Below are 12,944 nucleotides of genomic sequence, written 5' to 3' on the forward strand. Positions count from 1 at the left end.
CGACTGCAAACAGAAACAGGAAGCAGGAGCCTATGCTGTAAGAAAAAGGAACGATTTTTAGTTAAAGATCGATAATTGCCATTTTTGGAGGATGCCTTTTTGTTGTGAAAAGTGGAGAGAGGAAAGCACTTTTAGCAAAATATCGTCGGGATAAACTTTAAACCTGAAACTTTGTGACAACTCACAACTCACAACAAATTATCCCCTCCTTAACTCTTTCCCTCTTTAACTCCAAACCCCGAACTATATAACTCCAAACTACTAATCACACATCCAAATTCTTCAGTTCCTTGTAATTTCGGTTTAACCTTCTTAATAATATTCCGTAGAGTAATCTGTAGAAAAGCCAGATACTACCCAGTAGGAGAATAAGTGCAATGGTTAAAATTGCAATCATTTTAATCCAGTCTACCGTGTCAAAGACATATTTGGAGGTTTCATCTACATCTATTTCCAGTACGTGAAAATGTATTAATATATAAACCGAAACCATCGTAATAATGGCGATGGAAATAAGCACATAGGCAATATAATATTTCACAGTTTTTCTTGTCCTCAGGATGTCCTTCATAAGTTTTGAAGCACTATCTGTAGAAGAAATTTTGCGATAATTTTTGTAAAAGCAATAGATAAAATACAAAGTTATAGGATAGCTAATCGCTTCAGCAAAAATCATAAACTCCTTGAGGTGCAGTGTTTCCATCTGCTGCCAGTATTCTTTATCGGCCAATACGATACTTAGGACAGTACCCAGAAGAAATTCTATAATGCTAATGATAAATATCCATTTTACGATAGAAGAAGATTTCTTCCAAATCATTTTATAAATTTCATCATAGGAAAGGTGCGGAAGGTTCTCTTCCTGTTTTTTCCAGTTTTTCTTTAGTAAATCCAATCCATCCATCTACTTTCTAAGGATTTAATATTGTTCTCAATTTTGTTTTCACCCTATTCATTTTTACTCTTGCATTTACTTCAGATATACCCAGGGTTTCGGATATTTCGCGGTAATTTTTATCTTCCAGGTATAGAAATACCAGTGCTTTTTCTATATCATTCAGTTCTTTTATGGCGTCGTACATAAGCTTGATTTGCTGCTCTGCTTCATCGTCGTATTCTTCGGCTTTGATTTTAAAATGAACAGTGGCGTAGTCCTGAGTCTGAATTCCGCGCTTTTTCTTACGATAAAGTGTAATCGCAGTATTCAGGGCCACCCTGTACATCCAGGTGCTAAACTTGGCATCTCCTCTAAACTTGGGGTAAGCCTTCCAAAGCTGAATTGTAATTTCCTGAAATAAATCGTTGTGGGAAGCCTGGTCGTTTGTATAGATGCGACATATTTTGTGCGCAATATTCTGGTGTTTTTCCAGATTTGTTACAAACTGATGTTCTAGGTCCTTGTCCACTTTACTTGGTTAGCTGCTATATGTAGCCTGAAGAGGTACAATGTTACAAAAAACTATAAATTATAGTTAATGCACGGGGAATTTTTCTTCCAGAGCAGGATAAGCCTTAAATTAGACTTAAACGTTTTTGATATATGAATATTCCCCATAGCGATTTGCCCCGGGTAGTAATAATCGGAGGAGGTTTTGCCGGCATGGCACTTGCAAGAAAACTGCTTAAGGAAGATTTCCAGGTGGTTTTACTGGACCGACATAATTATCACACCTTTCAGCCTTTATTGTACCAGGTTTCCACTGCCAGCCTGGAGCCCGATTCTATTGCTTATCCTTTAAGGAAGATTACACGGGATAGTAAAAAATGTTTTTTCAGGCTTACCGAAGTCTCTTCAATTTCTGCGGAAGAAAATTTAATTCATACCAATATTGGGGATATTACCTACGATTATTTGGTGATTGCCACAGGTTCAAAAACAAATTTCTTTGGAAATAAAAGTATTGAACAAAACGGAATGTGGATGAAAACCGTTCCGCAGGCGCTAAACATCAGAAGCTTAATCCTGGAAAACCTGGAACAGGCGGTAATTACCGATGATCCTGAAAAAAGGAAAGCACTTCTTAATTTTGTGCTTGTAGGGGCTGGCCCAACAGGAGTGGAACTTAGCGGCGCACTTGCCGAAATTAGAAATAACGTGGTTCCCAATGATTATCCAGATATTGATCCTAATGAAATGAATATCCATCTCCTGGAAGGACTCTCACGGGTTTTACCACCAATGAGTGAGGAGTCTTCTAAAAGAGCACAGAAATTTTTAGAAGAACTGGGGGTTCACATTCATTTAAACACCATGGTAGAAAATTACGATGGAGAACTTGTTACAACCAATACCGATCTTTCTTTAAAAACAGAAACTTTTATCTGGTCTGCCGGCGTTACAGGCGCTCCTGTTAAAGGACTAAATGCTTCGGCTATGGTCGAGAAAGCGAACCGGTACGAAGTGAACACTTTTAACCAGGTAAACGGCTACGAGAATATTTTTGCAATTGGTGATATCGCTTTAATGCAAAGCGGTGATTTTCCCAGAGGACATCCTATGGTAGCCCAACCCGCTATACAGCAGGGGAGGCACCTGGCCAAAAATCTTAAGCGACTGGTAAAGGGCGACAAGTTAGAGCCTTTTAATTATAATGATAAAGGTACTATGGCTACGGTAGGACGAAATCGCGCCGTGGTAGATTTGGGAAAATTTAAGTTTGGAGGTTTCTTTGCATGGTTTGTATGGATGTTTGTGCATTTGTGGTTTCTCGTAGGCTTTAGAAACAGGCTGGTGACCTTCTTTAACTGGGTTTATAACTATATAAACTTCGATAAGGCTGCACGTTTAATTATTCGACCCTTTAAAGCCAATAAAAAACTTATGGAAGTGGACGAGGACATTTAATTCATTTCTTCGGAATAAAATATTGCGGTGCAAATAGATTTGGGTACCAAAAATTGTATAGGGTCGAAAATGGCAATTTTCGACCCTATCTTTTGTGTGCAATTATTTCAGATTTCTTCTGAAGCTCAGGATGCTACATTTCTACAGAATCTTTCTCTTTTTTTCGGATAGTTTTTTCTCTCCATTTATTTTTCTTCAGATTTCATCTTAAATTTATCTATTTTGGCTATTCAGATGCCTAAAATCCTTCAGAAAATGATAAAATTTCCTGTCCTGTCTGTTTTAATTACAATTCAACATTAAATTTTGACGGTTCAGCAAAAACATTTTTCGGAGAACGCACAATAACCAGATATTAGCTTCAAATTAAGAGCTGGGATGAAAATTATCTTCAAAATAATAAAAACTTCAATTGTAATTTCTGTAGTTATACTGCTGTTGGATTCTATTTTCAGCGCAAGTACAGAAAAGCTCCTTCGTTTTGAAATGTGGGGAATTTATTTTTTCTATGCTTTTGTTCTTACCACTATCAACGGCCTTTATTTTGCATTTTTCAATAAAAAAATTGGATGGGAAAATGCGGGGCTAAAAAGGGCAATTATCGCCTCGGCGGGGTCCATCGTTCTTACCCTTCTTGGCTACTTTTTTTGCCGTCTTATAGACAGAACCATTTTTAACGATGTTTCAATAAATGAATTTTTGGAAAATGAAAGTCTGCGTTACTATTTCGCTCCGCTACTGTTTACTATCATCATATCCCTTGGTTTTCACGTTTTCTATTTTTATAAGGCACTTCAGGAGCGAAAAGTGACTGAGCAGAAGATTATTGCAGGAACCGCTTCAGCTAAATTTGAGAGTTTAAAGAACCAGATAGATCCGCATTTTTTGTTTAACAGCCTTAATGTTCTGACTTCCCTGATTGATGAAAATCCGGAGCAGGCGCAGAAATTCACCACTTCACTTTCAAAAATTTACAGGTACGTCCTGGAGCAAAAAGATAAGGAACTGGTGAGCCTTGAAGAGGAACTGGCTTTTGCGGTCACTTATATGAAATTGTTGACGATGCGTTTTGAAAACAGCATTTTCTACGAGGTTCCACAAGAAATTTCTACACCAGAGGCCAAGGTGGTACCGCTGTCCCTTCAGTTATTGCTGGAAAACACGATTAAGCATAACGTGGTAAGCGAAGCAAAACCTTTGCGGATTAAAATTTATGAAGCAAACGGATACCTGGTGATAGAAAATAATTTTCAGAAGAAGGAAGTTCTGCATCAGCGAAAAGGGGTGGGGCTTCAAAATATCGTGGACCGCTACGGAATTGTGACCCGTAGAAAAGTATTTATAGAGAAAAACCAGGAAATTTTCAGAGTAAAATTACCTGTACTAACCAAACAAATAGCAATTATGGAAACCCAGGATTTTAAAGAAGAAAAGGCATATTTTAAGGCGAAGGAGCGCGTAAAGGAAATAAAGGAATTTTATGGAAACCTCGTTTCTTATTGTGTGGTAATTCCGTTTCTCATTTTTATTAATTACTACACGTTCTGGGGCTTCCAATGGTTCTGGTTTCCGTTATTTGGATGGGGAATTGGGCTAACAATTCACGGATTCTCGGTCTTTGGCTATGGCTCTGCCTGGGAAGAACGTAAAATTCAGGAAATCATGGAAAAGGAACAGCAACAACAAAAATCCTGGAAATAATGGAAAATTATAAACAAGAAGGACCTGGTTACTGGTCTGCAAAAAAGAAAGTGAAGGAGATCAAAGGTTTTTATGTACACCTGCTCGTTTATCTTTTTGTGAACATCGCGATAGTTGCCGTAGCGGCTTATCAGGATGGAGATTGGCATGCTTTAGACGACATCTGGACGTATTCTACGGCTTTCTTCTGGGGAATTGGATTATTTGCTCACTGGCTCTCTGTCTTTGGACCCAACAAACTCTTTGGAAAAGATTGGGAAGAGCGCAAAGTGAGGGAATTAATGGATAAAGAGAAGAACAGGAACTGGGAATAATGGAAAAACACACTGAAGAGGACTTTGAATACAGGTCGGCAAAAAAGAAAGTTAAAGAGATAAAAGGATTTTACATTCATCTTCTCATCTACATCTTCGTAAATATTGCTTTTTTTGCTGTAGAGATAAGGCAAAAAGGTTTTGAGGATGCGATGACCGATATCTGGAATTACAGGACCGCGTTCTTATGGGGAATTGGGATATTTGCCCATTGGGCCAGTACTTTTGGGATACACCTTTTCTTCGGAAAGGATTGGGAGGAGCGAAAAGTTGGGAAGCTTCTGAAGGAGAGAAAGAGAAATACCTGGGAATAATATTTATTTTAAATGATACAGGCATTAATTATTGAAGATGAAAAGCCATCTGCCAGGCGTTTACAGCGTATGCTGGAAAAACAGAAGGTAGAGGTAATCGCTACGCTGCATGGGGTGGAAGAGGCTACGGAATGGTTCCTGCAGAATGAACATCCCGAAATTATTTTTCTGGATATCCAGTTAAGTGATGGTTTGTCTTTTGAAATTTTTGAAAATGTGGAAATTAAAAGTGCCATCATTTTCACTACCGCTTACGATGAATACGCGCTGAAGGCTTTTAAATTGAATAGTGTAGATTATTTACTTAAGCCTATAGACGATGAAGAGCTTACTGCCGCAATGCAAAAGTTTTATCAAAATACCGCTGCTATTAACGGCGGACTAAGTATGCAGAGCCTGAAGTCTATTTTTAACCTGCCAACCTCGGAGTACAGGAAGCGGTTCACCATTCAGGTGGGCCAGCATATTAAACTGATTAACGTGGAGGAAATCAGCTGTTTTTGTTCTGAAAATAAATCTACTTACCTCCATACGCTGGACAAACGGAATTATCCTCTCGATATCTCCCTGGAAAAACTGGAGAACGAACTGAATTCCGAAAACTTCTTTAGGATCAACCGGCAAAGTATTGTAAATATTTTAGCAATTGAGGATATTGTTGCTTATTCCAATTCCAGGCTGCGCATTAGTCTGAAGTCTTTTAATGATCTTCCGTTAATTGTGAGCAGGGAAAAAGTAAAGGATTTTAAGCAGTGGCTTTCTTAGGTTATGGAAGGAGGTTTTAGATCAATCCTAAAATTTATTTAACAACAACTAGTTGGTTTCTTATCTTGATATTTGGAATTTTCAACCATTCATCTGAATTTGCTCTTTTATAAAACGAAAATGAATCTGAACTGGTAATACAATCTAATGAAAAGCCGAGTTCTTCGTTATTGTTCAATAATTCTAATCCGATGTAGATTTCGGTTAAGTGTTGCAAATCCATATTTAACAAATCCAGCTCAATTTCTCCCTTATGATCTGGAGTGACTAGGAAACGAATGTCGTTTTTGTTTATTATCCTTCCTGGTTGTAGTTCTGAATTTATATGGTAAATTTTTAATCTAAAGCTGTTTTCTGTAAAGTTGGTCTTTTTGCGTCTGTTGAAATAGAACTTTATGGAGGATATTTTACCTTCTGGAATATTACTGATCCTGGAGACAAAAATCGATTTCTCTGCTACGGAAAAGGTTGCGTTTCTTTTACCTTCTGTTTTAATTATGACTCTGTCTTTATAATCTCGTATAGCGTTAACAGTCACTTCTTCTAAGAAAATTACTTCTTCCTCATTATGATCCTGGGAGTACAGATTACTTAGCAGGAAGAAGAATATCAATAAGAGAGCTTTATACATGAATTTTAATGATAGTCGAAAATGGCAATTTCAGGATAAAGGTTGGAATTTACTCTATCCAATTGTAGTATAGATTTCTCAGAATAGATAACATTGCCTTTATTATGTTTTAGATTTGAATTGCCATTTAATTTATTACTCGCTCTTTAACTGATCATCAAATAAGTCATACACCTTATTCAAAAAAATTGGATACAAAGGTTCACGTTCAAACATATTAATGTAAAAGAGGGCTATTAAATCATTTTCCGGATCAATAATATACTCTGTACCTAACATGCCTCCCCAGGCATAGGCAGTATTTGAAACTGCGGGGACGGGTTTCTTTAAATTGTTATATAATTCAAAACCTAAACCGAATTTAAATCCTTTTCCTCCAGAATTTTCTTCTGGTAGCCGGTTTACTGTGGTCATTGTTTCAATTGTTTCGGGCTCCAGGATACGATTGCCATTAAATTCACCTTTGTTCAATAACATCTGGCAAAATTTAGCATAATCTTCAATAGGTCCGTTTAGACCGATGGCCCCTTCAGTATATGTTTGTTCGCTGCTTATAGCACCTTCGGTATACATAGTCGAACCGGATTTTAGTTCCCCTTCAACAGCACTATAAGGTTTTACAAAACGCTTTAATGCTTCCGGTTTATAATACCAATCTGTCTCATTCATCCCCAACGGATTCAGGATTGTCTCTTTGACATATTCGCGGAAGGGTTGCCCGGATATTCTTTCCACCATATACGCTAACATGTTCGTACTAATATGGTAGTTCCATTCAGATCCCGGATCAAAACCGAGAGGATATTCAGCCAGCGCCAACATTTCTTCCTCCAAATATTTTGAATCTGGATTGCCCCCGAAGCTCCGTTGTCCTTTTGGCTTCTCATCGGGTATTGAACCTCCAAACCCGGCAGGGACACCGGCTTTTTTTCCCTCTGCACGTCGGATTTCACCCACAAGCCCGGCGTTAAGTCCAGAAGAGTGTGACATCAGGTGGGCGAAGGTCATTGGTGTTTCAACCGGGCGCGTTTCATAGGTGCCATCTTCATTTACTTTTGTTACTACCTGATCAGGAATTTCAGGGAAATATTTCGATACAGGATCCTCTATTGCTACCAGGCCTTTTTCAACAAGCGTCATAAATGCCACCGTAGTAATAGCTTTTGTTTGCGAAAATAGTACGTAATAATCATCAACCTTAGCAGGAACTTCGTTTTCAACGTCCTTTAGACCAAAAGCTTTTTTATAGATTACATTTCCTTCTTTGGCAACGAAAGCAGTAACACTGCTCACTTTTTTCTCATCTACAAACGATTGTAGCAAAGAATCTATATTATTTATTTCTTTAGCATTAACATCAAATCTTTCAATTTCGGCAGTGTGATTAAAACTTTGAGGATTGGTATCCTTTTGTGCTGAAATTGTGTTGCAGCTAAAAATTATTGCTGCAAACAAGATAGAGAACGAGTTAGCTATTTTCATTATATGCTTTATTAATTTTCCTGTGGATGAAGGTATTTAGCTAAAAACTCTTCAATAACGGGATCGGTCACTTCAAGTTTTTCTGCATAAGCCACACCATGGCCGCCTTCAACTTCCATATATTCAATATTGGCTCCCGCGGCTTTCATTTTTTCTACAAAATCCTCTGTTAGTTCAGCGCGTACTATTTTGTCGTCTGTACCCTGTATGATAAGAATAGGAGGATGGTCGGCACCAATATAACCAATAGGCCACCAAACCGGTTTTGCCATTGGTACATCACGTCCCAGTTCTGTTGGTGTTGAGGCGCTGGCCGCAACATTGACCATACTGGAATACTCATCCCATCCGCCATCACCTTCCAGTCCTGCACTTTCAGGTGCCATGGCCAGCATCAGAGCAAGATGTGCGCCTGCAGAGTGACCATAGCTGCCAATTCGATCTGGATCTACACGTAGCTCTTCGGCATGAGCACGTAGCCAGCGAACTGCTGTTTTTACATCTTCAATACTTGCAGGAAATTCAGCTTCACCTGTAAGACGGTAATCCACATTAATTGTAACGTAACCTTTTTGAGCATAGCTTACCATCATCTTCTGGTAAACATCTACAGATTTGGATCCCGCAGCCCATCCGCCGCCATGCACGATGACCAGAGCGGGACGAAGCTCACCTCCAAAATTTGCCGGCATGGCTAAATCAAGTTTCCAGGCATCACTTTCCCCTTCGCGATAGGGAATATCCTTTGTTACAGAAATTGATTTGTATTCTGAAGTAAAATTATTGTCCCCGGAAGCCTTGACACCGCAAGACATTACTGAACATGCGAGGAGAAGGGTCAGAATAAGTGGAAATTTCTTTTTTATCATCTTTTATAATTTATTTATTATGTTCAAAATTTTTAGCTTTCATAGCCCAGCCTGAATAAGCGTTTAAGTTATTTTCAAGAAAAACAGAAGAATTGTCTTTTCCTTTTAATTGCCAGTCGAGCCAATCAACAGCCATTTTAGAAAATGATCCTCCATATTCTTCTCCAAAGGTGCCCATATGCCCACCTTCCAGGAGGTTGGCAAAAGCAACGGGAACATCTTTGATGCGACTGTAGTCCATTTCAGCATTGTTGGTGGCAACGTCTGATTCTCCGCCAACGATATAGAGAATATTTCCATTTAGAGATTCCAGGGATTTTGAGCTGGCACCGGCCATGGTCATTTCGCCCATTCCGGAATTAAACATCATGTAGGTTTTTATTCGGCTGTCACCCGCTACCGCCAGAATCTGGGCTCCTCCACAAGATTGCCCCGCTGCTGCAATTTTACCCAGATCTAAATTTCCGTAATAGTCGGTATCCTTATCTTTAGCTTGTTTAGTGATCCAATTAATAGCTTTCAGGAGCATTTTAGCATCTGTACTTTCGTGTTGACGTTCATCCAAGGTCATTTGTAGGGAGCCGATAGCTACTACAATATATCCTTGTGATGCAATTTCAGACAATACCCTTTCATGATTAATAGAAGAATCGGCACATCCGCCATTAGCAAAGACCATAACCGGTAGTTTACCTTCCTTTTCTGCTGCATTTCCAATGTTTTCCGGGCGATATACAACAAAATCGGGCAGGGATTTTTCAGAAACTGCTACAGCTTTATACTGACCGCTGCCGCCATTGTCAATTACTTTACTCTTAGCTCCTTGTGCAATACTATCGCTTATCAGGAAGCACAAAAATAGAATAGTAAATAAATATTTTTTCATTGTTAAGATCTTTAGTTTCTGCTGAGTATATTACAGCAGTGAATTAAAAATTCAAGTGAATATATTTCAATTTCTCAGCACAATTCCATTATAATCAAATATTACTTCAAGGAATTTTGTTAAAAATAAATTAAAAATTTAGAAAGCAGAAGGTTGTAAGGGAAAACTTTTTGTCCGTAGCAAATGGGTGAAGTAGGAGCGGTGGATTTATAGGAAACTAGGATCTGTAAAGGACAGTCTAAAATGGCAATTTTCGGCAGGTAGGGGCTCTTTAGTAAATACCAGGCTGCAAAAAATTAAATTCTTATTCTTTCTACCTGATAACCTTGATTAACCAATAGCTTCAAAACTTCTTTTTCTCCTCCAAGGTGACCTATACCTACTGCAATGAATATTTTGTCATTTTCAATGAAAGAAATTATCTTTTTCAGCCAAGCATCATTGCGATTATCCACAAGTATTTGTGTGATTTCATTTCCCATTTGAATGATCAAAGTTTCTTTAAATTCCTGAATGGATTCCCTTTGGTACAATTTCAACGATTCTTTGTAGTCTTGCAGCATTTCATCTGCAATGAATATGCTGTCGGAAATAGGGATTTTTTTTACAGTTTCCATTGTTTTAATTACTTCTTCAGAAGATTCCAAACCATAAATATCCACATCTGAATCTTTTGCTATTTCTGTGAATTGACTTTCCATACTCACCAGTCCATATCCATATTCTGACCTGATAATAGTAAAACTCTTTAATAGGAAATCCGGAATTTCTGTCGCTATCCTAATATGTTCTTCCTCATTTGTCATATGACTTTCTAGTACAAGTTTATTCGAGCTTTCTACCCTTGCAATAACTTCTTCTGAAAGTGTTATTTTATTTTCAGGATATAGATGAAGGGTCCCGAATATATATGACTCTGTTCCACTTTTGGAAACAATTTTCCAGAGACTGCCATTTTCTAAGTCAGTTTTATCCTGATGGGTACAGGAAACCAGTGGTAGTAAGAATAATATTAGGTGTAGAATTTTTTTCATGGATTTCACTGATAAAAAAAGAAGTGCTGTCGCAGTATAAAAATAACTCTACCACTATAACCACAATTGCCCGCTCCCAATGCTGGCTACGATCTTATTTCCCTCTGGAGGTTTTTCTCTGCGTTATCCATGACTTCTAAAACAGAATTGTACTTTCCAAGCTTATATTTCCTATTATTTTCTAATCTCCACAAATAGCTTAATATTTCTTTTCGTTGATCTTCACTTAAGGCTTTGGGATGCTCAATTTTGATTAGGTTTCCTTCATCATCAAATTCCATAAACGGATGAAGCAATTCGTTAACCGGAGTAAAATAGTTTTGAAAAGATTGCATTTCATTTACGTTATCCAGTATCTCTACAATACCGTAATGATAATCGTAAAGGGTTATTATTTCTAACCTTAATGCATCGTTTGTAATTGTTTTCAATCCCGACTCTTTAAGCGATTCATATCCCGACCGATTAATTAATGGTGTATAGTCCCTAAAAAGGGAAATGTAAAACAAGTCAATTGAATCCTGAGCTACAGGTTTGTTCCCGAGTAAATCCCTGAATATTTCGTTGGCTCGTAAACTTAGTTCATGTCCCTTTATATTGGCTTCAAAGTCTTGGGTGTCTATACCGATCCCGTTTTTAATCTCTATGAGGATTTTTTGTTCAGAGGTTCTGCTATTTCTGTTATCATTCCAGTTAGTAAGAGCGAAAGCAGAAACTACTGCAATAAAAATTGAAAAAAATTCAAACGTATATTTTTTCCAGTTTATGTTTTTCATTTATATCTAAATGTCCTTTTCGAAGTAAAGATAAATATATACTGCATATCCAAAATTAGTAGCATCTGTTGAGGCCAAACGATAGCCGTTCTTAGCATATTCGTCTAATTTCTCCTGAATTTCTGTTTTGGATCTTTTAGAAATATGATTTTTATCCAGTGATAACCTGGAATAATAGATTAAGGATTCTACTTTGTATTCTTTCATTTTAGTATTCTTTTTTATTAATAATAGCTGGTGTTTCGTATAAAGGGTGTGCGCTGGTAAGGTTGATTTTCCTCTATAGCTTTGAAATAGGAATTTATTTATTGGGGTTGCTCATTTTAAAATCTGTAACCAATCCTCAAGTGTAAGTTAACAGCAGCTTCTCCTTCATTTTCTAAATATCCGGCACTTTTTGCAAATGTATATCTATATCCAACTCCAAAACCGGCTTCATAGGTGAAATGACGTCCCAAATTCCTTTTGATTCCCCAGGTGGGAATAACTGAAACCTGATTAATTACGTTTATATTGTCATAATTAGAAATTACAAACCAGTCAGGGTTATAACTTGTTTTTAGTGAGACAAAATTTCCGCTGTTTCCTTCAATATTTCTCGATTTTGAAATTCGTTTGTTTAAATTATAGTACCATCGTGGTTCTAGAGTAATTACCGGTGCCATTAAGAAACCCACGCCGTCATAAAACATACCTCCAAAAATCCCGCTGTCAAGCCCTAGCTCGCTTCGCAATGCTATTTGATCACATAGTTTAGTTTCGTTATGAAACCATATTCCCAGTACGCCGGTTTGGATTCCGTAAGTTGACTGTTCTACACTTGCATTTTGAGATTTGGTGATAAGTGTTAGGGAGCAAAAAGTGAGGGTAAGTAAAATTTTTTTCATTAAAATAATTTTAATTCTGTGTTTTTTAGTATTGCCAAATATAACATAAAGTCGCTCAGATTCTAGAGGAAGGAACCAGCGAAGCGGAAATGAGGCTGTGCCAGTAATTTTATTTCGGCTTTTACAGGGGAATGCATCTCGTTAAGAGGTTTTCCGTCCAAACTATTTATTGAGCTGGCTGAGGTTTTTCAATTAAAGCGAAATGAAATTAGTTCATTCCAGAGTCAGAAGCTAGCACATTCTAATATCTTTCTTACTCCAGATGGCTTAATGAGTTGATATTATAATTATTAAAAAACCTTATTTTATCTTCTGTTTCTGTAAGTAGATCTAATTCGGCATTTAAACAAATCACACTTTCAGGAGAATCTGAAACATGAAATATTTCTGATGTCATTGTCATATAAATTGAACAAAAAAAATCATCAAAAAGGTAGAAA

The 12,944-nt window shown here is 37.4% G+C and carries 16 protein-coding genes; 5 read left to right on the top strand and 11 right to left on the bottom strand.

Annotated elements, in window-relative coordinates:
- Positions 1–265: 265 nt before the first annotated feature.
- Together RM549_RS04625 and RM549_RS04630 are read right to left on the bottom strand one after the other, a co-directional pair.
- A complete protein-coding gene (locus tag RM549_RS04625) occupies positions 266–904 on the bottom strand; it encodes a DUF8845 family protein (RefSeq protein WP_311682202.1) in 639 nt (212 codons plus the stop codon).
- 7 nt (positions 905–911) lie between these two features.
- The gene (locus RM549_RS04630) at positions 912–1,406 is read right to left on the bottom strand and encodes an RNA polymerase sigma factor (protein ID WP_311682204.1); all 495 of its coding nucleotides are present in this window, start codon (positions 1,404–1,406) and stop codon (positions 912–914) included.
- Positions 1,407–1,540: 134 nt separating this feature from the next.
- Here RM549_RS04630 and RM549_RS04635 point away from each other — a divergent pair, with 134 nt between their 5' ends.
- The 5 genes from RM549_RS04635 to RM549_RS04655 all read left to right on the top strand — a co-directional run bounded on the left by RM549_RS04635 (position 1,541) and on the right by RM549_RS04655 (position 5,939).
- Positions 1,541–2,845 carry an NAD(P)/FAD-dependent oxidoreductase gene (locus tag RM549_RS04635; RefSeq protein ID WP_311682206.1) on the top strand — a complete coding sequence of 435 codons (1,305 nt, stop codon included), beginning with the start codon at positions 1,541–1,543 and terminating at the stop codon, positions 2,843–2,845.
- Positions 2,846–3,223: 378 nt separating this feature from the next.
- Positions 3,224–4,546, top strand: coding sequence for a 2TM domain-containing protein (locus RM549_RS04640; RefSeq protein ID WP_311682209.1), 1,323 nt, complete (start codon positions 3,224–3,226; stop codon positions 4,544–4,546).
- The gene (locus tag RM549_RS04645) at positions 4,546–4,860 is read left to right on the top strand and encodes a 2TM domain-containing protein (RefSeq protein WP_311682211.1); all 315 of its coding nucleotides are present in this window, start codon (positions 4,546–4,548) and stop codon (positions 4,858–4,860) included. Before RM549_RS04640 ends, RM549_RS04645 begins: the two co-directional genes overlap by 1 nt.
- Complete coding sequence (locus RM549_RS04650) at positions 4,860–5,174, top strand: 2TM domain-containing protein (RefSeq protein ID WP_311682213.1); 315 nt, start codon at positions 4,860–4,862, stop codon at positions 5,172–5,174. Before RM549_RS04645 ends, RM549_RS04650 begins: the two co-directional genes overlap by 1 nt.
- 15 nt (positions 5,175–5,189) lie before the next feature.
- Complete coding sequence (locus RM549_RS04655; RefSeq protein ID WP_311682248.1) at positions 5,190–5,939, top strand: LytR/AlgR family response regulator transcription factor; 750 nt, start codon at positions 5,190–5,192, stop codon at positions 5,937–5,939.
- A 34-nt stretch (positions 5,940–5,973) separates the two neighbouring features.
- On the opposite strand, the gene RM549_RS04660 is transcribed toward RM549_RS04655, so the two are convergent.
- From RM549_RS04660 to RM549_RS04700, 9 genes are all read right to left on the bottom strand, one after another.
- A complete protein-coding gene (locus RM549_RS04660; RefSeq protein ID WP_311682215.1) occupies positions 5,974–6,570 on the bottom strand; it encodes a hypothetical protein in 597 nt (198 codons plus the stop codon).
- Positions 6,571–6,705: 135 nt separating this feature from the next.
- Positions 6,706–8,052 carry a serine hydrolase domain-containing protein gene (locus tag RM549_RS04665; RefSeq protein ID WP_311682218.1) on the bottom strand — a complete coding sequence of 449 codons (1,347 nt, stop codon included), beginning with the start codon at positions 8,050–8,052 and terminating at the stop codon, positions 6,706–6,708.
- Positions 8,053–8,063: 11 nt separating this feature from the next.
- Positions 8,064–8,921 carry an alpha/beta hydrolase gene (locus RM549_RS04670; protein WP_311682220.1) on the bottom strand — a complete coding sequence of 286 codons (858 nt, stop codon included), beginning with the start codon at positions 8,919–8,921 and terminating at the stop codon, positions 8,064–8,066.
- A 10-nt stretch (positions 8,922–8,931) separates the two neighbouring features.
- Complete coding sequence (locus tag RM549_RS04675) at positions 8,932–9,807, bottom strand: poly(ethylene terephthalate) hydrolase family protein (RefSeq protein ID WP_311682223.1); 876 nt, start codon at positions 9,805–9,807, stop codon at positions 8,932–8,934.
- Positions 9,808–10,103: 296 nt separating this feature from the next.
- Positions 10,104–10,841 carry a TraB/GumN family protein gene (locus tag RM549_RS04680; RefSeq protein WP_311682226.1) on the bottom strand — a complete coding sequence of 246 codons (738 nt, stop codon included), beginning with the start codon at positions 10,839–10,841 and terminating at the stop codon, positions 10,104–10,106.
- Between the two features lie 86 nt (positions 10,842–10,927).
- Positions 10,928–11,617 (bottom strand): hypothetical protein, encoded by a 690-nt coding sequence (locus RM549_RS04685; protein ID WP_311682228.1) that lies wholly within the window; start codon positions 11,615–11,617, stop codon positions 10,928–10,930.
- A 6-nt stretch (positions 11,618–11,623) separates the two neighbouring features.
- Positions 11,624–11,824 (bottom strand): DUF4177 domain-containing protein, encoded by a 201-nt coding sequence (locus RM549_RS04690; RefSeq protein ID WP_311682230.1) that lies wholly within the window; start codon positions 11,822–11,824, stop codon positions 11,624–11,626.
- A gap of 116 nt (positions 11,825–11,940) precedes the next feature.
- Positions 11,941–12,504: a hypothetical protein gene (locus tag RM549_RS04695; protein WP_311682232.1), complete on the bottom strand. Its 564-nt coding sequence runs from the start codon at positions 12,502–12,504 to the stop codon at positions 11,941–11,943.
- Positions 12,505–12,757: 253 nt separating this feature from the next.
- The coding region (locus tag RM549_RS04700) for a hypothetical protein (RefSeq protein WP_311682234.1) at positions 12,758–12,944 on the bottom strand (187 nt) is incomplete at its 5' end.

It is taken from the genome of Autumnicola patrickiae, from assembly GCF_031846525.1.
Taxonomy (GTDB): Bacteria; Bacteroidota; Bacteroidia; order Flavobacteriales; family Flavobacteriaceae; genus Autumnicola; species Autumnicola patrickiae.